This is a genomic window from Streptomyces sp. NPDC058872 (genome assembly GCF_042743065.1).
GTDB lineage: Bacteria > Actinomycetota > Actinomycetes > Streptomycetales > Streptomycetaceae > Streptomyces.
Window position 1 is genome coordinate 57,592 of sequence record NZ_JBHYMK010000002.1, and the last position, 23,903, is coordinate 81,494.

19 protein-coding genes are annotated in these 23,903 nt (G+C 72.9%); 8 read left to right on the forward strand and 11 right to left on the reverse strand.

Annotation, left to right across the window (positions count from 1 at the left end; translation table 11 throughout):
• The first annotated feature begins 6 nt into the window (after positions 1 to 6).
• From ACFW22_RS01595 to ACFW22_RS01605, 3 genes are all read left to right on the forward strand, one after another.
• Positions 7 to 807 (forward strand): pentapeptide repeat-containing protein, encoded by an 801-nt coding sequence (locus tag ACFW22_RS01595; RefSeq protein WP_386397235.1) that lies wholly within the window; start codon positions 7 to 9, stop codon positions 805 to 807.
• A 178-nt stretch (positions 808 to 985) separates the two neighbouring features.
• The gene (gene paaK, locus ACFW22_RS01600; RefSeq protein ID WP_386397238.1) at positions 986 to 2,272 is read left to right on the forward strand and encodes a phenylacetate--CoA ligase PaaK; all 1,287 of its coding nucleotides are present in this window, start codon (positions 986 to 988) and stop codon (positions 2,270 to 2,272) included.
• A 23-nt stretch (positions 2,273 to 2,295) separates the two neighbouring features.
• Positions 2,296 to 2,676 (forward strand): VOC family protein, encoded by a 381-nt coding sequence (locus ACFW22_RS01605; protein ID WP_386397241.1) that lies wholly within the window; start codon positions 2,296 to 2,298, stop codon positions 2,674 to 2,676.
• Positions 2,677 to 2,799: 123 nt separating this feature from the next.
• On the opposite strand, the gene ACFW22_RS01610 is transcribed toward ACFW22_RS01605, so the two are convergent.
• The 4 genes from ACFW22_RS01610 to ACFW22_RS01625 form a co-directional block, all read right to left on the reverse strand.
• Entirely contained in the window at positions 2,800 to 4,308 is a 1,509-nt protein-coding gene (locus ACFW22_RS01610; protein WP_386397244.1) for a fatty acyl-CoA synthetase, read from the reverse strand.
• 203 nt (positions 4,309 to 4,511) lie between these two features.
• Positions 4,512 to 5,609, reverse strand: a complete 1,098-nt coding sequence (locus ACFW22_RS01615; RefSeq protein ID WP_386397246.1) for a calcium:proton antiporter — start codon at positions 5,607 to 5,609, stop codon at positions 4,512 to 4,514.
• Positions 5,610 to 5,732: 123 nt separating this feature from the next.
• Entirely contained in the window at positions 5,733 to 7,283 is a 1,551-nt protein-coding gene (locus ACFW22_RS01620) for an acyl-CoA synthetase (protein WP_386397249.1), read from the reverse strand.
• Complete coding sequence (locus tag ACFW22_RS01625; protein WP_386397252.1) at positions 7,280 to 8,389, reverse strand: NAD(P)H-dependent flavin oxidoreductase; 1,110 nt, start codon at positions 8,387 to 8,389, stop codon at positions 7,280 to 7,282. Before ACFW22_RS01625 ends, ACFW22_RS01620 begins: the two co-directional genes overlap by 4 nt.
• A 116-nt stretch (positions 8,390 to 8,505) precedes the next feature.
• Here ACFW22_RS01625 and ACFW22_RS01630 point away from each other — a divergent pair, with 116 nt between their 5' ends.
• Entirely contained in the window at positions 8,506 to 10,308 is a 1,803-nt protein-coding gene (locus ACFW22_RS01630) for a serine hydrolase (protein ID WP_386397254.1), read from the forward strand.
• 34 nt (positions 10,309 to 10,342) lie between these two features.
• Here ACFW22_RS01630 and ACFW22_RS01635 read toward each other — a convergent pair whose 3' ends face one another.
• The 7 genes from ACFW22_RS01635 to ACFW22_RS01665 form a co-directional block, all read right to left on the reverse strand.
• The gene (locus ACFW22_RS01635) at positions 10,343 to 11,245 is read right to left on the reverse strand and encodes a proline iminopeptidase-family hydrolase (protein ID WP_386397257.1); all 903 of its coding nucleotides are present in this window, start codon (positions 11,243 to 11,245) and stop codon (positions 10,343 to 10,345) included.
• Positions 11,246 to 11,306: 61 nt separating this feature from the next.
• Entirely contained in the window at positions 11,307 to 12,215 is a 909-nt protein-coding gene (locus tag ACFW22_RS01640; RefSeq protein WP_386397260.1) for a LysR family transcriptional regulator, read from the reverse strand.
• A 50-nt stretch (positions 12,216 to 12,265) separates the two neighbouring features.
• Positions 12,266 to 13,495: a glycine C-acetyltransferase gene (locus ACFW22_RS01645; RefSeq protein ID WP_386397262.1), complete on the reverse strand. Its 1,230-nt coding sequence runs from the start codon at positions 13,493 to 13,495 to the stop codon at positions 12,266 to 12,268.
• A 3-nt stretch (positions 13,496 to 13,498) separates the two neighbouring features.
• On the reverse strand, positions 13,499 to 14,533 hold the full coding sequence (gene tdh, locus ACFW22_RS01650) for an L-threonine 3-dehydrogenase (RefSeq protein WP_386397265.1): 1,035 nt from the start codon (positions 14,531 to 14,533) through the stop codon (positions 13,499 to 13,501).
• Between the two features lie 293 nt (positions 14,534 to 14,826).
• Positions 14,827 to 16,395 carry a phytoene desaturase family protein gene (locus ACFW22_RS01655; protein WP_386397267.1) on the reverse strand — a complete coding sequence of 523 codons (1,569 nt, stop codon included), beginning with the start codon at positions 16,393 to 16,395 and terminating at the stop codon, positions 14,827 to 14,829.
• 122 nt (positions 16,396 to 16,517) lie between these two features.
• Positions 16,518 to 18,827 (reverse strand): tetratricopeptide repeat protein, encoded by a 2,310-nt coding sequence (locus tag ACFW22_RS01660; protein ID WP_386397270.1) that lies wholly within the window; start codon positions 18,825 to 18,827, stop codon positions 16,518 to 16,520.
• Positions 18,809 to 19,726 (reverse strand): oxygenase MpaB family protein, encoded by a 918-nt coding sequence (locus ACFW22_RS01665; RefSeq protein WP_386397272.1) that lies wholly within the window; start codon positions 19,724 to 19,726, stop codon positions 18,809 to 18,811. The genes ACFW22_RS01660 and ACFW22_RS01665 overlap by 19 nt, the downstream gene beginning before the upstream one ends.
• Positions 19,727 to 19,952: 226 nt before the next feature.
• Here ACFW22_RS01665 and ACFW22_RS01670 point away from each other — a divergent pair, with 226 nt between their 5' ends.
• The 4 genes from ACFW22_RS01670 to ACFW22_RS01685 all read left to right on the forward strand — a co-directional run bounded on the left by ACFW22_RS01670 (position 19,953) and on the right by ACFW22_RS01685 (position 23,892).
• On the forward strand, positions 19,953 to 21,017 hold the full coding sequence (locus ACFW22_RS01670) for an Acg family FMN-binding oxidoreductase (RefSeq protein ID WP_386397275.1): 1,065 nt from the start codon (positions 19,953 to 19,955) through the stop codon (positions 21,015 to 21,017).
• A 49-nt stretch (positions 21,018 to 21,066) separates the two neighbouring features.
• Positions 21,067 to 22,413, forward strand: coding sequence for a nicotinate phosphoribosyltransferase (locus ACFW22_RS01675; RefSeq protein ID WP_386397278.1), 1,347 nt, complete (start codon positions 21,067 to 21,069; stop codon positions 22,411 to 22,413).
• The gene (locus tag ACFW22_RS01680; protein ID WP_386397280.1) at positions 22,410 to 23,279 is read left to right on the forward strand and encodes a potassium channel family protein; all 870 of its coding nucleotides are present in this window, start codon (positions 22,410 to 22,412) and stop codon (positions 23,277 to 23,279) included. The genes ACFW22_RS01675 and ACFW22_RS01680 overlap by 4 nt, the downstream gene beginning before the upstream one ends.
• Positions 23,280 to 23,529: 250 nt before the next feature.
• Positions 23,530 to 23,892 (forward strand): ArsR/SmtB family transcription factor, encoded by a 363-nt coding sequence (locus ACFW22_RS01685; RefSeq protein ID WP_386397282.1) that lies wholly within the window; start codon positions 23,530 to 23,532, stop codon positions 23,890 to 23,892.
• The last annotated feature ends 11 nt before the right edge of the window (positions 23,893 to 23,903 follow it).

The following is a 23,903-nucleotide window of genomic DNA, read 5'->3' on the forward strand; positions in this document are numbered from 1 at the left end:
TTCACCGTGTCCGACACCCGGGAATCCGCGCTGCGCGGCGACTGCGCGAACTGCTTCGGCCTGTGCTGCGTGGCACTTCCCTTCGCCAGGTCCGCCGACTTCCCCGTGAACAAGGCGTCGGGCGAGCCCTGCCGCAACCTCCGGGAAGACTTCCGTTGTGGGATGCACGAGCGGCTGCGGCGGAGCGGTTACCAGGGGTGCACGGTGTACGACTGCTTCGGTGCCGGCCAGCGGGTCTCCCAGGTCACCTTCGGCGGGGTGTCCTGGCGGGAGGCGCCGGAGACGGCCCGCCGGATGTACGAGGTGTTTCCGGTGGTGCGCCAGTTGCACGAACTGCTGCGCTACCTCACGGAAGCCCTGGCGTTGCCCACGGCCCGCCCGGTCCACCCCGAGCTGCGGGCCGCGCTCGCCCGGGTCGAGGAGCTGGCCGCGGGCACTCCGGCGGAGCTGGAACGGTTGGACGTGGCTGCCGTCCGGGCGCAGGCCAACCCGCTGCTCCTCAGGACGAGCGAACTGGTCCGGGCCACGGCCGGTCGCCGCCCGAAGAGCCGGCGCGGGGCGGACCTGATGGGGAAGCGGCTGCGCGGGGCGAAGCTGCGGGGCACGGACCTGCGCGGGGCGCTGCTGATCGCGGCGGACCTTTCCGTCACCGACCTGATCGGTGCTGACCTGCGGGATGCCGACCTGTCGGGCGCGGACCTCACGGACGCGCTCTTCCTGACGCAGCCGCAGCTGAACTCGGCACGCGGGAACGCCGCGACCCGACTCCCCGAGGGCTTCGACCGCCCGGCGCACTGGCCGGCCTGAGGAGTCCGGCCCCGGGTCCCTCCGGCGGCGCGCCCGGTCGGGCGCCACGGCGGGGCGCTTCGGGTGCGAAAAGTTCGCCGGCCCCCTTGCCAAGCCCCCGGTGCCTCCGGTTTTACTGACCCGGAACGGATCGACCGAATGATCGGTAGTCCGTTTTACGGCGGCGGAGGAGTGGCGCATGACGGAACTGCTGGACAGCGGCGAACGGCTCGGGCGCGAGGAGCTGGCGGCCCTCCAACTGGAGCGGCTGCGCACGACCCTGCGCCACGCCTACGAGAACGTCGCGTTCTACCGGCGCTCCTTCGACGCGGCCGGGCTGACCCCGGACGACTGCAACGCGCTCTCCGACCTGGCTCGTTTCCCCTTCACCGCCAAGTCCGACCTGCGCGACCACTACCCCTTCGGCATGTTCGCCGTCGACCAGTCCCGCGTCCGACGCATCCACGCCTCCAGCGGCACCACCGGCCGACCGACGGTCGTCGGGTACACCGAGGGCGATCTGGACCGGTGGGCGGACGTGGTGGCCCGTTCTCTGCGCGCCGCCGGAGCACGGCCCGGCCACAAAGTCCACGTGGCCTACGGGTACGGCCTGTTCACCGGCGGACTCGGCGCCCACTACGGCGCCGAACGCCTCGGCTGCACGGTGATCCCGGCCTCCGGCGGCATGACGGCCCGACAGGTGCAGCTCATCCAGGACTTCCGACCCGAGGTCATCATGGTGACCCCCTCGTACATGCTGACCCTGCTCGACGAGTTCGAGCGCCAGGGCGTGGACCCGCGCTCCACCTCGCTGCAGGTGGGCGTCTTCGGCGCGGAACCGTGGACGGAAGAGATGCGGAAGGAGATCGAGGAGCGGTTCGCGATCGACGCGGTCGACATCTACGGCCTCTCGGAGGTGATCGGCCCCGGCGTGGCGCAGGAGTGCGTGGAGACCAAGGACGGCCTGCACATCTGGGAGGACCACTTCTACCCGGAGGTCGTGGATCCGTTCACCGGCGAGGTGCTGCCGGACGGGGAGGAGGGCGAACTCGTCTTCACCTCGCTCACCAAGGAGGCGATGCCGGTGATCCGCTACCGGACCCGTGACCTCACCCGGCTGCTGCCCGGAACCGCCCGGGTGTTCCGCCGGATGGAGAAGGTCACCGGGCGTAGCGACGACATGATCATCTTGCGCGGGGTGAACCTCTTCCCCACCCAGATCGAGGAGGTCGTGCTGCGTACCCCGGGGGTGGCACCACACTTCCAGGTGCGGCTGACCCGGGAGGGCCGGCTCGACGCCCTGACCGTGCGGGCCGAGGCCCGTCCGGACGCGACGCCGGAGGAGCGCGCGGAGGCCGCCCGGACGCTCGCGACGGCGGTGAAGGACGGGATCGGGGTCTCGGTGGCCGTGGAGGTGGTGGACCCGGAGACGCTGGAGCGCTCGGTGGGCAAGATCAAGCGGGTCGTGGACCTGCGGGGCGCGTAGCCTGGAGGAAGGAGGTGGTTGCGATGCTGTCGGACTCCCCCATAGCCGCGATCATTCCGGTCAACGACATGAACCGGGCCAAGCGCTTCTACTCGGAGACCCTCGGGCTTCCTCTCACCCGGGAGACCCCCGAGGACACCAGGTACGAGTGCGGCGGCACGACGATCGGTCTCTATGAGACCCCCTACGGCGGCCAGGCCGGACACACCCTGGCGAGCTGGAAGGTCGACGACCTGGACGGCGAGATGTCGCAACTGCGTTCCAAGGGCGTCACCTTCGAGGAATACGACCTGCCCGACATCAAGACGGTCGACGGCGTGGCCGAATCGGACACCATGCGGGGCGCCTGGTTCAAGGACAGCGAGGGCAACATCCTCTGCGTGGTGGAGGAGCGCAAGGGCTGACGCACCGGAGGTCCGACGGACGCCGCGGCAACGACGACCGGACCGGACGGCGGCGGGCCGGACGGCGCCGCCGGAGCGGCCCCGCGCCGTGCCCTGCCCGTGACCGTGCCCGTGACGGTACGGTCATGATGCGCCGAAGCGGTCCCGCAGGTCCCGCTTGAGGATCTTTCCGCTGGCGTTGCGGGGAAGCGCGTCCACCAGGAAGACGCGCTTCGGCGCCTTGAAGCCGGCCAGGCCCTCTCGGGCGTGGGCCAGGAGTTCGGCCTCGTCGACCTCGCCCCGGGGGACGACGACGGCCGTGACCGCCTCGATCCAGCGCTCGTCCGGAAGGCCGATGACGGCCACCTCGGCGACCGCCGGGTGGCCGTAGAGCACGTCCTCGACCTGTCGGGAGGCGACGAGGACCCCGCCGGAGTTGATGACGTCCTTCACCCGGTCGACGATCGTCAGATAGCCCTCGGCGTCGCGGACCGCGAGGTCGCCCGAGTGGAACCAACCGCCCCGGAACGCTTCCTTGGTCTCGTCGGGCTTGCGCCAGTAGCCGTCGCACAGCTGGGGGGAGCGGTAGACGATCTCCCCGGGAGTGCCGTCGGGGACGTCCTCGCCGGCCTCGTCCACGACCCTGGCCTCGACGTGTCGTACGGGACGGCCGCAGGACTCCATCCGGCCCTCGTGCTCGTCGGGGCCGAGGACGGTGGCGAGCGGGCCGATCTCCGACTGTCCGAAGCAGTTGTAGAAGGCCAGCTCCGGCAGGCGGGCGCGCAGGCGCTCCAGAACCGGCACGGGCATGATGGAGGCGCCGTAGTAGGCCTTGCGCAGGGCGGACAGGTCGCACTCGTCGAAGCGGGGGTGGTGGGCGAGGCCGATCCACACGGTCGGTGGGGCGAACAGGCTGTCGGCCCTGCCGGCCTCGATCAGGTCGAACAGCACGGTCGGGTCGGGACCGTCGACGATCGTGTTCTCGGCTCCGACGGCGAGGTAGGGCAGCAGGAAGACGTGCATCTGCGCCGAGTGGTAGAGCGGCAGCGCGTGGACCGGCCGGTCCTCCTCGCTCAGGTCGAGGGCCTCGATGGCGCTCGCGTACTCGTGGACGAGCGCACGGTGGGTCATCATCGCGCCCTTGGGGAGTGCGGTGGTGCCCGAGGTGTAGAGCAGTTGGACGTACTCACGGGCGTCCCGGTCGGTGTCGTAGTCGTCCGGTTCGGCGAGGGAGTCGAGGAACGAACCGGGCGCGTCCCGGAGCAGCTTGACCGGAAAGCCGTCCGGGACGCGGTCCGCGAGCCCCGGGTCGGCGAGCACGAGCGAGCTCTCCGACTGCTCCAGGAGGTATCCGAGATCGTCGCCGGTCAGGTGGTGGTTGACCGGCACGTGGATCAGGTCGGCCCGGGCACAGGCGAGGAACGCGATGAGATAGGCGTCCGAGTTGTGCCCGTAGGTGGCCACGCGGGCCCGGTCGGGCAGGCCGGGGCCGTGGTGCGACTCCCTCAGGACGGCCGCGGCGGTGGAGACCGCGGCGTCCAGCTCCGCGTACGTCCAGGTCCGGTCGGCGTACCGGACGGCGATCCGGTCGGGCACCCGCTGGGCACTCATGCGCAGGACGCCGTCGACGGTACGGCTGAGGAGTCTGTTCATGTCGTGATCCTGAACGGGCGCCTGACGGAAGGTCAAGTACCGTGCAGTGCGCTGGAAGACCTCGGACCTCGGATGCCGAAGGGGCCGCCGACGAGGCGACGGGCAGCCGGGCGCGGGCGGACGCCGGATCGCCTCCTGGTTCTGTGAGAAGGACGTCCTGCGCCCGCCCGCGCCGAGGGGGCGTCAGGGAGCGGCTCCGTCGGTCAGGGGCTGAACGACAGGAACACGAAGGCGGCGAAGATCGCGAGGTGGACAGCGCCCTGGAGGAGGGTGGCCCGTCCGGGCACCACGGTCAGGGCGCTCACCACGCCGGTGAGTGCGAGCAGGACCATGTGGAGCGGCCCCAGGCCGAGCACCAGGGGCCCGGACAGCCAGATCGAGGCGAGGGCGATCGCCGGAACCGTCAGGCCGATGCTGGCGATCGCGGAGCCGTAGGCGAGGTTGAGGCTGGTCTGCACGCGGTCCCTGCGCGCCGCGCGGACGGCCGCGAGGGTTTCGGGGAGCAGCACCATCATGGCGATGACGACGCCGACGACCGCCTTGGGCAGGCCCGCCGACTCGACCCCGTCCTCGATGGTGGGCGAAACCAGTTTGGCGTTGCCGACGACGGCCACGAGGGCGAGGAGGAGCAGGGCGAGGCTGGTCCAGGTCTCGCGGTCGCTCGGGGGCTCGGCGTGCTCGTCCTCGGATTCGTGCCCCGGGCGCGGCACGGGCAGGAAGTAGTCGCGGTGCCGAACCGTCTGTACGGCGACGAAGGTGCCGTACAGACAGAGGGAGGCGACGGCGGCGAAGGCGAGTTGTGCCGTGGAGAACTCGGGGCCCTGATGGCTCGTGGTGAAGGTCGGCAGGACCAGCGTCATCACGGCGAGGGTGCAGACGGTGGCGAGCGCGCCGCCGGAGCCCTCGGCGTTGAAGACCGCGACGCGGTTGCGGAGCGCGGCGACCAGGAGGGAGAGGCCGACGATGCCGTTGCAGGTGATCATGACAGCGGCGAAGACGGTGTCGCGGGCGTACGTGGCGGTCTTGTCGCCGCCCCCGGCCATCAGGGTGACGATGAGTCCGACCTCGATGACCGTCACGGCCACGGCGAGGACGAGGGAGCCGAAGGGTTCGCCGACGCGGTGGGCGATCACCTCCGCGTGGTGGACGGCCGCGAGGACGGCCGCCATGAGGCAGAGCGCGATGAGGCCGACGGCGAAGCCCGGGAGGCCGCGCCCCCAGGCCACGCCCAGGGCCACCGCGGCCACCACCGGCCCCCAGGTCGTCCATTTTCGTGTCATTGATGCCGTACTCGAACTCATGATCCGCATCCTGCCACAAAGAGATCATTCACCCTTTTCCTCCACTGCCGTGACCGGCGCGGACGTGCGGGAACGTGGCGAGGATCTCCTCGACCGGGCCTGGGGACCGGAGGTCGGAGCGGGTCAGAGCGGGCGTTCGTGCCCCTCCCAGTACGGGTCGCGGAGGCGGCGCTTGTACAGCTTGCCGTTGGGGTCGCGGGGCATGACCGCGATGAAGTCGACCGACTTGGGGCGTTTGAAGCCGGCGAGGCGGGCACCGCAGTGGGCCAGGATCTCCTCGGCGAGGGCGGGCCCCGCGCCACCGCCTTCCACCACTTCGACCACCGCCTTGACCTCCTCCCCCCAGTCTTCGTGCGGGATGCCGAAGGCGGCGGCGTCGGCCACGGCGGGATGGGTGAGCAGCACCGCCTCGATCTCCGCGGGGTAGATGTTGACCCCGCCGGAGATGATCATGTCGATCTTGCGGTCGCGGAGGTAGAGGTAGCCGTCTTCGTCGAGGACCCCCAGGTCACCGACGGTGAAGAAGGCACCGACGCGGTTCCGCTCCGTCTTCGCCGCGTCCTTGTGGTAGTGGAAGCCCCCGGTGTTCATCTTGAGGTAGACGGTGCCGAGTTCGCCGGGGGCCAGTCGCTCCCCCGCGTCGTCGAGGACGACGATCTCGCTGATGGGCCAGGCCCGGCCGACCGTCCCCGGCCGCTTGAGCCACTCTTCCGCGGTCGCGAACGCACCACCGCCCTCGCTCGCCGCGTAGTACTCCTCGATGCACCGGCCCCACCAGTCGATCATCCCCCGCTTGACGTGCTCGGGACAGGGCGCGGCGCCGTGGATGGCGTGCCGCATGGAGGAGACGTCGTACCGCTCCCGCACTTCCGCGGGAAGGGCCAGCAGCCGGTGGAACTGGGTGGGGACCATGTGCGTGTGGCTGCAGGAGTACCGCTCGATCAACCGCAGCATCTCCTCGGGCGCCCACCGGTCCATGAGGACGAGCGGATGCCCGATGTGCAGGGCGGCTGCGGCGAACTGGAGCACGGCCGTGTGGTAGAGCGGCGAGCAGACCAGATGGACGTTGCCCCCGGCCGGCCTGATGCCGAAGATGCCGAGGAAACCGCCGAGGGGCGTCTCCTCGGGGAGCTTCCCGGGAAGGGGGCGGCGGATTCCGCGGGGGCGACCGGTGGTGCCGGAGGTGTAGTTCATGACCCAGCCGAGGGTGCGGTCGGCGGGTGCGTTCCCCTCCTGCCCCGCGAGGAGCTCGGCGTACGGACGGAAGCCGGGTACCGTCCCGATGGCGTACCGGTGGCCGGAGGGGAGTCCGGCCTGATCCGCGGCGGGGGCCACCGCCTCGGCGAACCGCTCGTGGGTCACCAGCACCTTGGCCCCGGAGTCGGCGAGGATCCAGGCGATCTCGGGGGCGACGAAGTGGTGGTTGACCGGTACGAGGTAGAACCCGGCCTGGGTGGCGGCGAGGTGGGCGGTGAAGAACTCGGGTCCGTTCGGCAGGACGACCGCGAACGCATCGCCCCGTTCGAGACCGGCGGCACGCAGTCCGTGGACGAGCCGGTTGGCCTCGGCGTGCAGCCGGCCCGCGGACCACTCCTCGCCACCGGGGGCGACGAGGACGGTGCGGCCCGGGTCGGCAGCGGCTTGGGCCCAGAATCCGATCGGCGTCGCGCTCACCGGGCGCTCCGTCCCGCGATGCGGTTGATCCGCTCGACGGCCTTCTCGAAGCCGCGGGTGAGCTCGTCGACGATCTGTTGGACGCTGCGCTCGGAGGTCATCCGGCCGACGATCTGACCGACGGGAGTGCCGAGGAGCGGCCCGACCTCGTACCGCTGGATGCGGGAGACGGCCTCGGCGACGAGGAGCCCCTGGAGCGGCATGGGAAGCGGACCCGGCCCCGCCGGATCGTCCCAGGCGTCGGTCCACTCGGTGCGGAGCTGGCGGGCGGGCTTGCCCGTCAGGGAGCGGGAACGGACCGTGTCGCCGGAACCGGCGGCGAGCAGCTTCGCGGTGAGGGCCCGGGAGTGCAGTTCGGCCTCGGTGGTGGTCAGCCAGATCGAGCCCAACCAGACGCCCTGGGCGCCGAGCGCGAGCCCGGCGGCGATCTGCTCGCCGCTGCCGATGCCGCCGGCAGCGAGCACGGGAAGCGGGGAGACCGCCTCGACGACCTCGGGGGTGAGGACCATGGAAGCGATCTCTCCGGTGTGCCCACCGGCCTCGTATCCCTGGGCGACGACGACGTCGATGCCGGCGTCGGCGTGGTGACGGGCGTGGCGGGCGCTGCCGGCGAGGGCGGCGACCAGGACGCCGTGGTCGTGGGCCCGGGCGACGACGTCCGGGGGCGGCGATCCGAGGGCATTGGCGAGCAGCTTGATCGGATAGTCGAAGGCCACGTCGAGTTGGCTCCGTGCGACCCGGTCCATCCAACCGGTGATCCGCCAGCCGGAGGGCTCGCCCTCGGCCAGCTCGGGCACGCCGTGCTTGGCGAGCACGCCACGGACGAACGCCCGGTGTCCCTCGGGGATCATCGCCTCGACCTCGGCCTCGGTGACCCCTTCGACCTTCTTCGCGGGCATCACGACGTCGAGGCCGTACGGCAGGCCGTCGGTGTGCCGCTGCATCCAGTCGAGGTCGCGGGCGAGGTCGTCGGGCGAGGTGTAGCGGACCGCGCCGAGGACTCCGAAGCCGCCGGCCCTGGTGAGGGCGGCGGCCACCGCGGGGAAGGGCGTGAAGCCGAAGATGGCGTGCTCGATCCCCAGTGTGCGACTCAGCTCCGTCTCCATGGGCGGCAGGATGCCGCAGCGGCGCGGCAGAGGGAAGAGTTTTTTGACGGATCGTCAGATTCTTTGTCGTCGGTGCGTCCGCGCCCCGGTGCCCCTCCGTCGGGAGAGGGTGGGGCATGGCGGAGAATCCGATGTGGGACGGAAGGCCGAGCCGCCGCGCGTTCGGCGGCCGGGTACTGGCACTCGGAGGTGCGGTCATGTTCGGTGCGGCACCGGGGGCCACGGCAGCGGCGGGACAGGGCGGGGAACCGGGGCCGGGCGGGCGGCGGACCACGCTGCGGCACGGTTCGGCCGAACGGGCCGGGCTGCTCGCCCCGCACCTGGACGGGCTCGTCGCGGAGGCCGAGCGTTTCCTCGCGCCGTCCCCCACCCGCCCCTGGTACGCGGGGGCCGTCCTGCTCGCCGGGCGGGGCGGCACCGTCGCCCTGCACCGGGCGATCGGCTCGGCCGTGCGCTACGCGGCGTACGACGAGACGTCCGACACCGGGGTCGAACTACCGCCGGAACGACGGATCCCGATGACCGGGGACACCGTCTTCGACCTGGCGTCGGTGTCCAAGCTGTTCACCTCGATCCTGGCGGTGCAACAGGTCGAACGCGGAGCACTGGAATGGGAGGCGAAGGTCGCCGCCCACCTGCCGGCGTTCGGCGGCGGCGGGAAGCAGGACGTGACGGTGCGCCAGTTGCTCACCCACACCTCCGGGTTGCGTCCCTGGCTCCCGCTGTACCGGGAGCCGACGCGGGAAGGGAAGCTGCGCTTGCTGTGGGCCGAGGCCCCGGTGCACCCGCCGGGCTCCGCCCCCCTCTACTCCGACCTGAACATGATCTCGCTCCAACTGGTCCTGGAGCAGGTCACCGGGCGCGGTCTGGACGCCCTGCTCCACGACGAGATCACGGCTCCCCTCGGGATGCACCGCACCCGTTTCAACCCGCCCCCCGCCTGGCGGACGGAGATCGCCGCCACCGAAGACGCCCGGCCCCCCTGGTCCGGCCTGGACCGGGGCATGGTGTGGGGCGAGGTCCACGACGAGAACGCCCACTCCCTCGGCGGCGTCGCGGGCCACGCCGGGATCTTCTCCCGCGCCCGGGACCTCGCGGTCCTCGCCCGGACCCTCCTCAACGGCGGCGCGTACGGCCGGGCCCGCATCCTCGCGCCCGCCTCGGTGGAATTGATGTTCACCGACTTCAACACCGCCTTCCCGGGCCGGGCGCACGGCCTCGGCTTCGAACTCCACCAGCACTGGTACATGGGCGCCATGGCCACCCCCCGGACCGCCGGACACACCGGCTTCACCGGCACCAGCCTGGTCCTCGACCCGACCACCGACACGTTCCTGATCGTGCTGGGCAACTCCGTGCACCCGGTGCGGTCCTGGCGCTCCGGATCCGCGCCCCGCGTGGCCGCGGCGAACGCACTGGCCCGGGCCGTACCCGTGCGACCGGTCCGGGGGCGCACCGCCTGGTTCTCCGGAACCGAAGGCGGGACCACCACGACCCTCACCCTGCCGGGCGTCCCGGGAACCGAACGGCTCGACTGCGCGCTCTGGTGGGACACCGGGCCGGGCACGGACGCAGTGGTGCTGGAGGCCTCGACGGACGGCGGGACGACCTGGAGGCCGGTGCCGTTCGGCACCGCACGGCCGGGAGCGGAACCGCTGTCGCACCCCTCGGGGTCGGTGGGCGGCTGGTCGGGGCGGGTCTGGTACGGGGTGTCCGCACGGATGCCGGTCCCGGAGCCCGCTGCGGATCCCGTCCGGCTGCGCTGGCGGTGCTCCACGGACCGGAAGTACGTCGGGCGCGGGGTGTACGTGAACGGGCTGCGGCTCCTGGACGCCGCCGGACGGGCGCTCTTCGACGAGGCCCGGCCCCGGGACGCCGCCCGGATCGACGCGGTGGGCTGGATCCGTTCGGAGGACTGAGCGTCGGCTTCCCCGGGCCGGCGGCGCGGGGCGCTCAGGCCGCGCGGGCGCCCTCCTGCTCCTCCACCGCCGCCAGGAAGGCGCCGAGCACCTGCCGGTACCGCTCCGGCTCCTCGGCGGAAGGGAGGTGGGCGCTCTCCTCGAACACCGTCCAGGAGGCGCCCCGGATCCCCTCGACCAACGGACGCACCACGGTCGGGGTGGTCGCGTCGTGGCGGCCGGTGGTGACGAGCACCGGAAGGTCTATCTCACCGAGCCTGTCGGTGACGTCCCAGTCCTTCAGCCTTCCGGTGAGGTTCCACTCGGTGGTGCCCCACAGCGCGGCGTACACGTCCTCGCGGATGTCCGTGAACGAGCGCACGAGGTGCGGGGGCCACGGGTCGAGGCGGCAGAGCCAGCGCTGGTAGAAGGCCATGACGGCCTCGCGGTACTCCTCGTCGTCGAGCGTCCCCGCCGCCTCGTGACGATCGAGCACCTCCCGTACGCCGGCCGGCAGGGACTCCTTCAGACGGCGCGCCTCGGCCTGGTAGACGGGCGCGCTCGAGATCGGCCCGGCGAGCACCAGGCCGGCCAGCCCGGCGGGGCGGGTGAGCACGTACTCCAGGGCGACCTGGCTGCCCCAGGAGTGTCCGTAGAGGTGCACGCGGTCGAGCCCGAGGGCCGCGCGCACCGCGGCCACCTCCTCGACGAAGGTGGACATCACCCAGAGCGCGGGGTCGTCCGGACGGTCGGACCGGCCGCAGCCGATCTGGTCGTAGAAGACGACCTGCCGGCCGGTCTCCCCGTGCAGCGCGCCGAGGTCGTCCAGGTAGTCGTGCGAACAGCCGGGGCCGCCGTTGACGACCAACAGCGGAAGCCGCCCCGCACGGCCCGGACCGACGACCCGGTACCACGTGCGGTGTCCACGGAACGGAACGGTGCCTTCGGTGACGGACATGGTCCTGATCCGCCTCCTCGTGAGAACGGAACCCCTTCCATCATGCGCCCGGGCGTCCCGGTCAGCAGTCGGGCTCCGCAGCACCCCGCAGTGCCCGGAGCACCGGACTCATCAGCGGGTGCTCCTCGGCTCCGCGCCGCACCGCCGCGAAGACCCGACGGGTCGGGGCGACCCCCTCCACGGGACGGACCTCGACGCCGGAAAGGTCCATCCCGCTCAGCGCCGAGCGCGGCACGAGGGCCACTCCGGCAGCGGCCGAGGCGAGGGCGGCGACGGCACGGAAGTCGTCGGAGACGTGGGCGAAGCTCGGGGCGAACCCTGCGTACTCACAGGCCAGGACGGTCACGTCATGGCAAGGGTTGCCGACGGACTGCCCGATCCAGGTGTCCTTGGCGAGATCGGCGAGCGCGACCCGCGCTCCGACCGCCAGCGGATGGCCGGGCGGCAGGACCGCGTCGAACGGCTCCGCGTACAGCGGGACGCGGGTCAGCCGGGCGTCGTCCTCGCCCGGAGCACCCCGGTACTCAACGGCGACGGCGACGTCCACTTGCCGGTCCAGGACCATGAGCAGGCTCTCGTCGCCCTCCGCGTCCCGCACCCGGACCCGGATGCCGGGCGCGGTGTGGGCGAGTGCCGCGATGGCGGGGGCCACGACCAGCCCGATGCCGGTGGCGAAGGCCGCGACGGTGACCGTTCCGGCCTCGCCCGAGCCGTACGCGGCGAGCTCCGCCTCGGCCCGCTCCAGCTGGGCGAGCACCGCATTGGCATGGCTCAGCAGGATCTCCCCGGCAGCGGTGAGACGGGCGCCGCGGGCGCTGCGGTCGACGAGGCGGTGGCCGGTCTCCTGCTCCAGGGCCGCGAGCTGTTGGGAGACGGCGGAGGGGGTGAGGTAGAGCGCGGCGGCTGCCGCCGTGACCGTGCGGTGGTCGGCCACCGCACGGAGGATGTGCAACCGCCGCGCTTCGATCATTCCCCTAGTCTCGCAGGCCGCGGGCCCCGTTCGGTCCGGTCGGCGACCCGTCAGCCGCGCAGGGCCGCACGGGCGTCGACGAAGGCGTCCACGGCCCGGTTCACGTCCTCCGTCGAGTGCGCGGCGGACAGCTGCACGCGGATCCGGGCCTGCCCCTGCGGGACGACCGGGTAGGAGAAGCCGATCACGTAGACGCCGCGTTCGAGGAGCAGCTCGGCCATGCGCCCGGCCTCGGCCGCGTCGCCGATCATGACGGGGGCGATGGCGTGGTCGCCGGGAAGGACGTCGAAGCCCTCCTCGATCATGCGGGAGCGGAACAGCACCGTGTTGGCGTTGAGGCGCTCGCGCAGGTCGCCGGCGGACTCCAGCAGGTCGAGGACCTTGAGGGAGGCGGCGGCGATGACCGGGGCGAGGGTGTTGGAGAAGAGGTAGGGGCGGGAGCGCTGGCGCAGCAGGGCGACGATCTCGGCGCGGGCGGCGACGTAACCGCCGGAGGCGCCGCCGAGCGCCTTGCCGAGGGTGCCGGTGATGATGTCGACGCGGTCCATGACGCCGTGCAGCTCGGGGGTGCCGCGACCGCCGGGACCGACGAAGCCGACGGCGTGCGAGTCGTCGACCATCACCATGGCGTCGTAGCGTTCGGCCAGGTCGCAGATCTCGTCGAGCGGCGCGACGTAGCCGTCCATGGAGAAGACGCCGTCGGTGACGATCAGCTTGCGGCGGGCCCCTCCCTCGACGGCCTCCTTGAGCTGCTGCTCCAGGTCGGCCATGTCGCGGTTCGCGTAGCGGAAGCGGCGGGCCTTGGAGAGGCGGATGCCGTCGATGATCGAGGCGTGGTTGAGGGCGTCGGAGATGACGGCGTCCTCGGGGCCGAGCAGGGTCTCGAAGACACCGCCGTTGGCGTCGAAGCAGGACGAGTAGAGGATCGTGTCCTCCTGGCCGAGGAAGGCCGAGAGGCGGGCCTCGAGCTGCTTGTGGACCTCCTGCGTGCCGCAGATGAAGCGGACCGACGCCATGCCGTAGCCCCAGCGGTCGAGGGCCGTGTGGGCGGCGGCGATCACCTCGGGGTGGTCGGCGAGGCCGAGGTAGTTGTTGGCGCAGAAGTTGAGCACTTCTTCACCGGCCTCCGACCGGGGGGAGCCCCAGGGGCGACCGTCCGCGGTGACGACCTCGACGTTGGCGGACTGGGGAGTGCCGATGACCCGCTCGGGCTTGTGGAGGCCGGCTTGCTCGATCTCTTCGAGGGTGGCGCGGACGGAATCGCGTACGGAATCGAACATGGGTCAGGCTCCCGTGGTCCAGTCGAGGATGATCTTGCCGCTCTTGCCGGAGGCCGCGTCGTCGAAGGCGGCCTCGAAGTCGGTGTGCGCATAGCGCCCGGTGATGACGGGGGCGAGGTCGAGACCGCCCTCCAGGAGCACCGACATCGCGTACCAGGTCTCGAACATCTCCCGGCCGTAGATGCCCTTGATCGTGATCATGGAGGTGACGATCTTCGCCCAGTCGACGGAGAAGTCCTCACTGGGCAGTCCGAGCATGGCGATCTTGCCGCCGTTGGTCATGTTGGCGACCATGTCGCGCATCGCGTGGGGATTGCCGGACATCTCCAGTCCGACGTCGAAGCCCTCCTTCAGCCCGAGCGTGCGCTGACCGTCGGCGATGGTCTGCTCGGCGACGTTGAGGGCGAGGGTGACGCCGGTCTTGCGCGCCAGGGCGAGGCGTTCCTCGCTGACGTCGGTGATGACCACGCTGCGGGCGCCGGCGTGCTTCGCGACGGCGGCGGCCATGATGCCGATCGGGCCGGCGCCGGTGACGAGGACGTCCTCGCCGACGAGCGGGAAGGACAGGGCCGTGTGCACGGCGTTGCCGAAGGGGTCGAAGATCGCTGCGACATCGAGGTCGACGGGGACGCGGTGCACCCACACGTTGGAGGCGGGCAGCGCCACGTACTCGGCGAAGGCACCGTCCCGGCCGACGCCGAGGCCGATCGTCGCACGACAGAGGTGGCGGCGACCGGCCAGACAGTTGCGGCACTTGCCGCAGACCAGGTGCCCCTCGCCGCTGACCAGGTCGCCGACGGCGACGTCGGTGACGTCACGGCCGACGGAGACGACCTCTCCGACGAACTCGTGACCGATCGTCAGGGGAGTGGCGATCGTCTTCTGCGCCCAGCCGTCCCAGGAGCGGATGTGCAGGTCGGTTCCGCAGATGCCGGTCCGCTTGACCTTGATGAGGACGTCCCCGGGACCCGTCTCCGGCTCGGGCACATCCGTGAGCCAGAGTCCCGGCTCCGCCTTCAGCTTGACCAGTGCCTTCAATGCAACGGCTCCCGACGTGCGTGTCCTGTGATGTGGGGGTGCGGGCACCACTGCGTGCCCAAGATCCCTGGAAGGAAATCTTCCGTACGTGGGGCTCAAGGGTCCATCGAGGATTTCTTAAGCACACGCGCAGATCAGCTTCACACCCCGGGCCGGAAGGCGGCGACGCCAACGGGGCCGAACGGAGCGGGCGCCGCCCGGTGTACCCGCCCCGGACCTCGGAAGGGGGCCGTACCGGGCCGGTAACGCCAAGGGGCACGCCCGCTTCCGGGCACCGGACGGAGCCCCTGCCGTCACCGGCCGAGCACGGCCATCGCCGCGTTGTGGCCGGGGATGCCGCTCACTCCCCCGCCCCGGACCGCACCCGCTCCGCACAGGAGGACATTGGCGTGGTGGGTCTCGACGCCCCAGCGACCGGTGTCCTCCGTCGCGTACGGGAAGGACAGGTCGCGGTGGAAGATGTGGCCTCCGGGCAGCCGCAGTTCGCGTTCGAGGTCCACCGGGGTCTTCGCCTCGATGCAGGGGCGCCCCTCCGCGTCGACGGCGAGGCAGTCGACGATCGACTCGCCCAGATGGGCGTCGAGCTGGGCGAGGGTCGCGGAGAGCAGCTTCGCCCGGGCGCCCTCGTTGTCGGCGGCGAAGAGCCGGGCGGGCGCGTGGAGGCCGAAGAGCGTGAGCGTCTGGTGGCCGGTGGCCGCGAGTTCCGGTCCGAGGATCGTCGGGTCGGTGAGGGAGTGGCAGTAGATCTCGGACGGCGGGGCGCTGGGCAGGTGCCCGGCGGCGGCCTCCGCGTAGGCGGTGGCCAACTGCCCGTACCCCTCGGCGATGTGGAAGGTTCCGGCGAAGGCCTCGTGCGGGTCGACGGAGCCGTCGCGGAGTTTCGGCAGCCGGGTCAGCAGCATGTTGACCTTGAGCTGGGCGCCCTCCGGGGTGGGCGGGGGCGTTTGCCCGAGCAGAGCGGCGAGTTCCTGCGGGGAGGCGTTGACGAGGACCTGCCCGGCCTCGACGGTGCCCTCCCCGTCGACGGTCCGGTACGTGATCTCCGCGCGGTGTCCGTCGGTCTCGATCCGGGTGACCTCGTGGCCGGTGCGGACCTCGGCGCCGGCCGCGCGGGCGGCGCCCGCGAGCGCGTCGGTGAGGGCGCCCATGCCGCCGACGGGCACGTCCCAGTCACCGGTTCCACCGCCGATGACGTGGTAGAGGAAGCAGCGGTTCTGGAGGAGCGTGGGGTCATGGGCGTCGGCGAAGGTCCCGATGAGGGCGTCGGTGAGGACCACGCCGCGGACCAGGTCGTCGGTGAAGGACCGCTCGACGGTGGCGCCGAGGGGTTCCTCGAAGAGGATCCGCCAGGTCTCGGCGTCGTCGACCCGGGCACGCAGTTCGGCACGGGTGGGGAGCGGCTCGGTGAGGGTGGGGAAGATCCGGCGGGCGGCCTCGCCGGTGCGTCCGTAGAAGGCCCGCCAGGCCCGGTGGGCACGGTCGGAGCCGGTGAGCGCGGCGAAGGAGGCCCGGGTGCGGTCGGGGCCCCCGCCGACGAGGAGGCCGCCGTCGCCCCGCGGGGTGTACGAGGAGACGGATCGCTTGCGCACCGCGAACTTCAGGCCCAGTTCCCGCACGATCTTCTCCGGGAGGAGCGAGACCAGGTAGGAGTACCGGGAGAGCCTGGCGTCGACCCCGGGGAACGGCCGCGTGGACACGGCGGCCCCACCGGTGGAGCCGAGCCGCTCCAGGACGAGGACGCGCTGTCCGGCACGGGCCAGGTAGGCGGCGGCGACGAGCCCGTTGTGCCCGCCGCCGACGACGACGGCGTCGTACGCGCGGGCGGGGGTCGGGGTGCCGGGGCGTGGATCACGGTCGGTCATGGCTCATGCTCACACGCGGGCGGGAAGCGGGGAAGGGGCGGGCAGACGGGCCGTGGTCCGGGAGGGGCCGATCGGGGCCGCCGACGGCGGCCGGACCGGGCGGGGGTCCACGGCCCGCCCGGTCACCCCGTGGGCGCGGTGCGCGGAGGTGGTGTGGCGGCCCTGAGCAGGAGGGCGGCGGCCTCGGTGGGACGGCCCAGGCGTTCCAGGCAGTGGGCTTCGTCGTCGAGGGCGGCGAGGGTGTCGGGGTGTCCGGGGCCGAGGAGTCGGGTGCGGGCAGCGGCGATCGAGCGGTGCGCCTCCCGCGCCTCGCTCCAACGGCCGAGCCTTCCGAGGGCGACGGCGGCCTCCCGGCGGCTGAGGAGCGTGTCCGGGTGGTCCGCGCCGAGGACCCGCTCGCGGTCGGCGCGGACGGCTTCGGACTCGGCGAGCGCCTCCGGCCAGCGCCCGAGCCGGCCGAGGTTGACGGCGAGGGCGTGTCGGGCACGCATCGTCTCGGGCCCGTCGGCGCCCTGGGCGCGGGTGCGGGCGGCGACGAGGTCCCGACAGACGTCCAGGGCGTCCGCGGCCTGACCGAGCCGACCGAGGCAGATCCCGGTCTCGTAACGGGCGGCGAGGGTGTCCGGGTGCTCGGGGCCGAGCGCGGCGGCGCGTGCCTCGGCGACCGCGCGGTACTGCGTGAGCGCCTCCTCTCCGCGTCCGAGGCGACCGAGGGCGTAGGCCACCTCGTGGCGGGTGACCAGGGTGTCGGGATGGTTCTCGCCGAACAGTCTGGCCCGGGTCTGCGCGACCCCGTGCGCCGTGCGGTACGCCTCTTCCAGGCGGCCCAGCCGGCCGAGCGTGAACGCGAGGTTGTGGCGACAGCGCAGGGTGTCGGGGTGGTCGGGGCCGACGGTGCGCTCGCGGACGTCGAGCACCGCGGCGTAGAGCTCGTACGCCTCGGCGTGCCGCCCGAGGCGGCCCAGGACGTAGGCACGCTCCTGCCGTGCCGCCAGGGTGTCGGGGTGGTCCTCGCCGAGGACCCGCGCCCGCGCCTCGGCGACCCGGCCGAAGAGGTGCAGGGCGTCCGCGGGGCGGTCGAGCCGGGCCAGGGCGAAGCCCACTTCGTAGTGGCTGGACAGGGTGTCGGGGTGGTCCTCGCCCAGGGTCCGCGCACGGTCCTCGGCGACGGACCGGTGCACCGACTCGGCCTCCTCCCACCGCCCGAGCCGGCCGAGCCCCATTCCGGCCCGGAACCGTCCGGCGAGCACGGCGACCAGCTCGGCCGGGGGCGCGGTCGGTGCCCCCGGCCTGGTCGCGGCGACCGGGGCCGCCGAGGGGCCGGCGGTCGGCCCTGCGGCCGGCGCGGCGGCGGCGTGCGGGCGTCTGCCGGGCGCCGCAGTGGTCCACTCGGTGGTCAGGACGACCGCGGCCGGGTCGTGGACGACCGGACGCGGTCCGGCGGGGGCCGCCGGCCGGTGCCCGCCGGTCATGCCGCGGGCCCAGGCCGGGGCGCCCCCCGGCCCCTCGGCCCGGGGGACGGGCAGGGGCGTGGTCATCGGCAGCGCGGGCAGCCCGGTGTGCGGGGGGAACGACGGCGGGGCCGAGCGGCCCGAGACGATCCGGCGGCGCAGGTCGCCGGCGTCGACCGGCCGTTCCTCGGGAACCTTGGCGAGCAGGTCGACGACGATCCGGTCGAAGTAGTCGGGCAGCTCGGCGCGACGGGTGCGCGGCGGGCTCGGCACCGTGTCGCGGTGTCCGATGAGGATGGCCCAGGAGTCGCCGAGGTCGAACGGCGGGGCCCCGGTGGCCAACTCGTACAGCACGCAGCCCAGCGAGTAGAGGTCGCTGCGGTGGTCGATCTCGCCGCCGCCGATCTGCTCGGGGGACATGTAGTGGGGCGTCCCCATGGCGATGCCGGTGCCGGTGAGCTTGGAGGTGAAGCCCATGTCGGTGCCCAGTCGCGCTATGCCGAAGTCGCAGATCTTCACCGTCCCGTCCCGCAGGCGCATGATGTTGGCGGGCTTCAGGTCGCGGTGGACGATCCCCTGCCGGTGCGTGTAGGCGAGGGCGTCGGCGACCTGGTCGGCGATCTCGACGACGTCCTGGACGGGCAGCGGGTGCTGGGCGTTGGCGGCGAGCAGCTGGCTGAGGTTGCGCCCCTCCAGGAGCTCCATGACGAGGAAGAGCACGCCGTCGTGTTCTCCGAAGTCGTGCACCACGGTGATGCCCCGGTGCTGGAGCGCCGCCGCCACCCGTGCCTCGCGTCGGAAGCGTTCGCGCACCACGGTGAAGGCCTGGGGGTCCTGTTGCGGTCCGAGCGGTTTGAGGCACTTCACGGCGACGCCGCGCCCGAGCGCCTCGTCGGTGGCGCGCCACACCTCCCCCATGCCTCCGCGACCGATGACCTCGTGCAGGCGGTACCGGCCCTGGATCAGTCTGGAGTCCCCCATCGCGTGCCGTCGCCCCCGTCGATTCCGTACTGCCTCCTCGGCTCCTCCAGTATGGCCGGCCGGCCGGACCGTGGGTACGGGGCGGGGTACGCGTAAGGGTCGGGGCGGCTTCCGGGGCCGAGGCGGTCCACGGCCCGCAGGACGTGCCGGGGCGGCAGCCTCCAGCGCAGGCGGGCCGGGACGCAGCGCAGCAGGTTGGCCGTCGCGACGAGCCGGTGGGTGACGGTCTCCTGCGACGGGGCGGGGCGGCCGTAGAGCTCGTGGGCGTAGCGGGGCAGGGTGTCGTACGCGAGCGCGGCGATGCGCCGCCAGATCACCTCGCGCGCCGGCACCAGGGCGGGTTTCACCGGTGGGCGGCGCAAGAAGTCCTCCACGGTCCGGGCGTCCCGTCCGGCGGCGAGCAGGGGACGCACCGACGCGAAGTAGGCGGCGAGTTCGGCGGTGGAGGCCGGGACGGTGCCCGGGTCGAGGCCGACGAGCCGGGCGGAGGCGCGGTGTTCGTCGACGTAGCGGTCGGCCCGGGCGCCGGTGAGGGGCAGCCCGGAGCGGCGCGCGACCGAGAGGTAGGAGTCGGTTTCGGCACAGTGCACCCAGAGCAACAGCTCGGGGGCGTCCACGCCGAGCAGCCGGTGGATCCGGCGGACGCGGGCGCCCGCCGCCTCCGCGGCCTCGGTGGTCCCGTAGCTGAGGGTCCCGACGAAGTCGGCGGTCCGCATCAGCCGGCCCCAGGGATCGTCCCGGAAACTGCTGTTGATCATGACGCCGCGCACGGCGACGGGGTGGAGGGCCTGGAGCCAGAGGGCCCGGACGCCGGCGATCCACATCACCGGGTCGCTGTGCAGCTGCCAGGTCACGGAGCGGGGGCCGAAGAGCCCGAGGTCGGCGTCCTGCTGCCTCATGCCGCTCAGGCTACGCCGGAACCGACCCCCGGGGTCCGGCCGGGACGGAACTTCCGCCGGGGCGCCTTCCGGCAAGGACCGGCACCACGGGTCCGGCCCGGGTCCGGTCGGGGTCCGTTCGGGCCCGGCCCGGGTCCGTTCGGCCCTCGTGTCCCGGCGCGTGGAACCGGAGGGTGGTGCTGTGGGGATCCCCCGCACCACGGACGCTCGACGGGGAGGTACGGCCATGAGAACCCCGAAGCCCGGTGATCCGATGCCCCCCTTCCCCGTCCGGCCGGCCGCGGCACGCACCGGACGCACCACGACCGCCGTCCGACCGTCCCGCACCCTCGTGACCTCCCTGGTCGAGGACGCCGTCACCGCGCCGTCGATGCACAACGCCCAACCGTGGAGGTTCGTCCACCGGACCTCCAGCGGCACCGTCGAACTGCACGGTGACCCTGCGCGCACGATGCCGCGCGAGGACCCCGAGCACCGCGCGGTGCACCTCGGCTGCGGTGCCGCCCTCTTCTGCCTGCGGGTCGCCGCCGCGCACCGCGGCCTGCACCCCGAAGTGCGACTGCTGCCCGATCCGTACGACCCGTGGCACCTGGCCGATGTGAGCCTGCAGGAGGCGCACGACCGGGCGGACGCCCTGGCCGCGCTCCGGCCCGCGCTGCGGGAGCGGCACACGAGCCGATCCCCGTTCACGAAGGAGCCGGTTCCCGCACAGGTCCTGGAGGGACTGTGCGGAGCGGCCGTCCTGGAGGGCTGTCGACTGGTCGTGCAGGGGGCCTGGCACACCGATGCCGTCCTCGGTCTCGTCCGCGCGGCGGAGCTGTTCCGGGCGGTGGACGCGCCCGCACGCGCGGAGCTCGCTTCCCGTGCGCATGCCGGCACGGGCACGGGAAGCGCCGTGGCCGAACCGGTCCCCTCGATCGCGCCGGGTCCGCGGGAGTACGGCGGTGCCGTTGCGGTCCGGGAGGTCGATCCGCTGCGCCGACTCGTCGGCCGTGCCCCGGTCCGCTTCGGGAGGCACCCCCGGATCGCCCTGCTCGGAACGGCCGGGGACACCCCGGAGGAATGGCTGAACGCCGGCCAGGCGATGCAACGGGTGCTGCTCCAGGCCACCCTGGACGGGCTGTCGACCTCATTGGTTTCACCGCCCCTCACCCGTCCGGGGCTCCGCTCCTTCACCCGGGACCCGGTGTCCGCGACGGGCTACGTCCACCTGGCGATCCGCCTGGGATACGGATCCCGGGGCCGGCCCGCGCCCCGGCGCGACGCCTCCGAAGTGCTGCGCTTCGCCTGATCGGGACGGGGAACGTGCGGGGCGCCTCCCGGCCGCGCATGCTCGAAGCATGTCCCAGGTCACCACCACCGACCTGTACGAGGTCACCATGGCGCTCTCGTACCTGCGCGAGGACATGCGGGCGCCCGCCACCTTCAGCCTCTTCGTCCGCGACCTGCCGCCGGGACGCGGTTTCCTCGTCGCGGCCGGCCTCGAACCGGCCCTCGACCATCTGTCGCGGTTCCGCGTGGGCCGGTCCGACGTGGAGGAGTTCGCGACGGCACTGCGGCGGCCCCCGGAGGACCTGGCTCCGCTGCACGGCCTGTCCTTCGACGGGGAGGTCCGCGCCGTGCCCGAGGGGCGGCTCGTGTTCGCCGGCGAGCCGCTCCTGGAGGTGACCGCACCGCTGCCGCAGGCCCAGCTGGTGGAGACGTACCTGCTCTCCCTGGTCTGCCACCAGACCGCGGTCGCCTCGAAGGCGGCCCGGTGCGTGCTGGCAGGGGCGGGGCGGCCCCTGGTGGACTTCTCGCTGCGCCGCACGCACGGGCCGGAGGCGGGGGGCCAGGCGGCCCGCGTGTGTGCCCTGGTGGGGTTCGCCGGAACGAGCAACGTCGCCGCGGCGCGCCGGTACGGCATCCCGGCGGCGGGCACGATGGCGCACTCCTTCGTCGAGGCCTTCGATTCCGAGGAGCAGGCGTTCCGGGCCTTCGCCCGGACCCATCCGGGCCCGGTGACCTTCCTGGTCGACACCTACGACACGGACCGGGGCGTGGTGACGGCCGCCCGCGTGTTCACGGACCTCGGGCTCGGCCCGGGGTGCGGGATCCGGCTGGACAGCGGCGATCTGGGCGCGCTCGCCCACCGGGCGCGTGCCGCGCTCGACGCGGCGGGCCTGCGCGACGTCCGCATCATCGCGAGCGGCGGCCTGGACGAGTACGGCGTCGACCGGCTCGTGCGCGAAGGTGCGCCGATCGACGCGTACGCCGTGGGGACGAAGGTCGGCACGGCCGCCGACGCCCCGTACCTGGACGCGGCCTACAAACTCGTCGAGTACGACGGGAGACCGGTCATGAAGCTCTCACCGGCGAAGCTGACGGCGCCGGGCCCCAAGCAGGTCTTCCGCGGTCCGGGCTGCCGGGACGTCATCGGCCTCGCGAACGAGGAGCGCCCCGAGGGTGCGGACCCGCTGCTGCGGACCGTGATGCGCGGCGGGCTGCGCACCGACCCGCCCGACCTCCTCTCGGCGGCCCGCGCCCGCTTCGAGGCCGACGTCGCGGCCCTGCCGGAAGGGGCACGGCGCATCGAGGACCCGGTTCCCCCCGTTCCCGTGGCGTCGACCCGGCTCACCGCCCTGACCACGGTCGTCCGTCACCGCATCGAGCGGCGGACGGGTGGTGGGCGGACGGTTCCGGGATGAGCTGGCTCCCCGTCCTGGCGGGAGCGGCCCTGATCCTGCTCATCCTGCGCGACGTCTTCCACACCATCTGGCACCCCACCCGACACGGCGGACTGAGCAGACTGGTGATGCGGGGCGTGTGGCGCTTGTCGGCCCACCGCGGGACCCGCCGGCGGCCGATCGGGCTCGCGGGACCGCTGGGCATGGTGACGGTCGTCGCCGTCTGGGCGCTCACCCTCACCGCCGGGTGGGCGCTGCTCTACTGGCCGCAGATGCCCGACGGCTTCTCGTACGACACGGAGCTCGACCCCGCCGAACACGCCGATCCGCTCGACGCGTGGTACATCTCCCTGGTCACCTTGACCACCCTCGGCCTCGGTGACATCGCACCGACCTCGGGGTGGCTGCGGGTCCTCGCCCCGGCGGAGGCCCTCGTGGGCTTCGCCCTGCTGTCGGCGACCGTCGCCTGGATCCTCGGCGTCTACCCGGCCCTCGCCCGCCGCAGGGCACTGGCCCTGCGGCTCTCCCACGTGCGCCGCAGTCGGCTTCCCGCACCCGCCCTGGATTCCGCCGGGGGCGCCGCGCTCCTCGACGGCCTCGCCGCGGCGCTCTCCACCGCGACCGTGGACTTCCTCCAGTACGCCGAGTCGTACTACTTCTACGACGGGGACGAGAGCGTCTCGCTGGCCGCGCAACTCCCCTGGACCTGGAAGCTGGCGGCCCGGGCGGACCGGGCCCGTCACCCGGACGTCCGGCTCGCCGCATCGATCCTGCGAACGGCCCTGGAGGACCTGTCCGCCGTGCTCGACGAGCGCTTCCTGCGCACCGGGGGCCCACCCGAGCGGGTGTTCGCCCGTTATGCCGCCGATCACGGCCGCTCTCCCTGACCGGATCCCCGGGGGTCCGGCGGCGCCCCGGGCTCGGCGGGGTCGGGAGTCGGTCCGGTCGCCGCACGGAGCCGTACCGGCCGACGACCAGCAGGTGGGGGCAGGTGGCCGTGCAGGATCCGTTCGAGGTCGGGGCGGCCCGCAGGGGCGGCCCTCCCCCATCGATTCGGCACCGGTCGCCGTTCGACGCCTCCGGCGCTCACCACCGCCGGGCAACGACCCCTGGTTCGACGTGTGTCAACATAGATGCATGTCGAACGAGAAGGCGCTCGCCGCACTCCGGTCCGAGACGACGCCCTGCTGCCCCCCTCTGAGCGAGCGGCCGCTGACCGCCGAGGAGGCCGAGCGGACCGCCGTGATGTTCAAGGCCTTGGGCGATCCGGTCCGGCTACGGCTCTTCTCCTCCGTCGCCTCGCACGAGGGCGGCGAGGCCTGCGTCTGCGACATCTCCGACGTGGGCGTCTCCCAGCCCACGGTCTCCCACCACCTGAAGAAGCTGAAGGAAGCCGGTCTGCTCTCCTCGGAACGGCGCGGCACCTGGGTGTACTACCGCGTCGAGCCCACCGTCCTCGCGGCCATGGGGGCCCTCCTCACCAAGGCGGCCTCGGCCTGACCGCAACTCGC

Coding starts and splice junctions, on each gene's coding strand:
- ACFW22_RS01685 (WP_386397282.1), top strand. CDS start 23,530: ATGTCGAACGAGAAGGCGCTCGCCGCACTCCGGTCCGAGACGACGCCC.
- ACFW22_RS01605 (WP_386397241.1), top strand. CDS start 2,296: ATGCTGTCGGACTCCCCCATAGCCGCGATCATTCCGGTCAACGACATG.
- ACFW22_RS01630 (WP_386397254.1), top strand. CDS start 8,506: ATGGCGGAGAATCCGATGTGGGACGGAAGGCCGAGCCGCCGCGCGTTC.
- ACFW22_RS01665 (WP_386397272.1), bottom strand. CDS start 19,726: ATGAGGCAGCAGGACGCCGACCTCGGGCTCTTCGGCCCCCGCTCCGTG.
- ACFW22_RS01670 (WP_386397275.1), top strand. CDS start 19,953: ATGAGAACCCCGAAGCCCGGTGATCCGATGCCCCCCTTCCCCGTCCGG.
- ACFW22_RS01675 (WP_386397278.1), top strand. CDS start 21,067: ATGTCCCAGGTCACCACCACCGACCTGTACGAGGTCACCATGGCGCTC.
- ACFW22_RS01610 (WP_386397244.1), bottom strand. CDS start 4,308: ATGAACAGACTCCTCAGCCGTACCGTCGACGGCGTCCTGCGCATGAGT.
- ACFW22_RS01615 (WP_386397246.1), bottom strand. CDS start 5,609: ATGAGTTCGAGTACGGCATCAATGACACGAAAATGGACGACCTGGGGG.
- ACFW22_RS01660 (WP_386397270.1), bottom strand. CDS start 18,827: ATGGGGGACTCCAGACTGATCCAGGGCCGGTACCGCCTGCACGAGGTC.
- ACFW22_RS01640 (WP_386397260.1), bottom strand. CDS start 12,215: ATGATCGAAGCGCGGCGGTTGCACATCCTCCGTGCGGTGGCCGACCAC.
- paaK (WP_386397238.1), top strand. CDS start 986: ATGACGGAACTGCTGGACAGCGGCGAACGGCTCGGGCGCGAGGAGCTG.
- ACFW22_RS01655 (WP_386397267.1), bottom strand. CDS start 16,395: ATGACCGACCGTGATCCACGCCCCGGCACCCCGACCCCCGCCCGCGCG.
- ACFW22_RS01625 (WP_386397252.1), bottom strand. CDS start 8,389: ATGGAGACGGAGCTGAGTCGCACACTGGGGATCGAGCACGCCATCTTC.
- ACFW22_RS01680 (WP_386397280.1), top strand. CDS start 22,410: ATGAGCTGGCTCCCCGTCCTGGCGGGAGCGGCCCTGATCCTGCTCATC.
- ACFW22_RS01645 (WP_386397262.1), bottom strand. CDS start 13,495: ATGTTCGATTCCGTACGCGATTCCGTCCGCGCCACCCTCGAAGAGATC.
- ACFW22_RS01635 (WP_386397257.1), bottom strand. CDS start 11,245: ATGTCCGTCACCGAAGGCACCGTTCCGTTCCGTGGACACCGCACGTGG.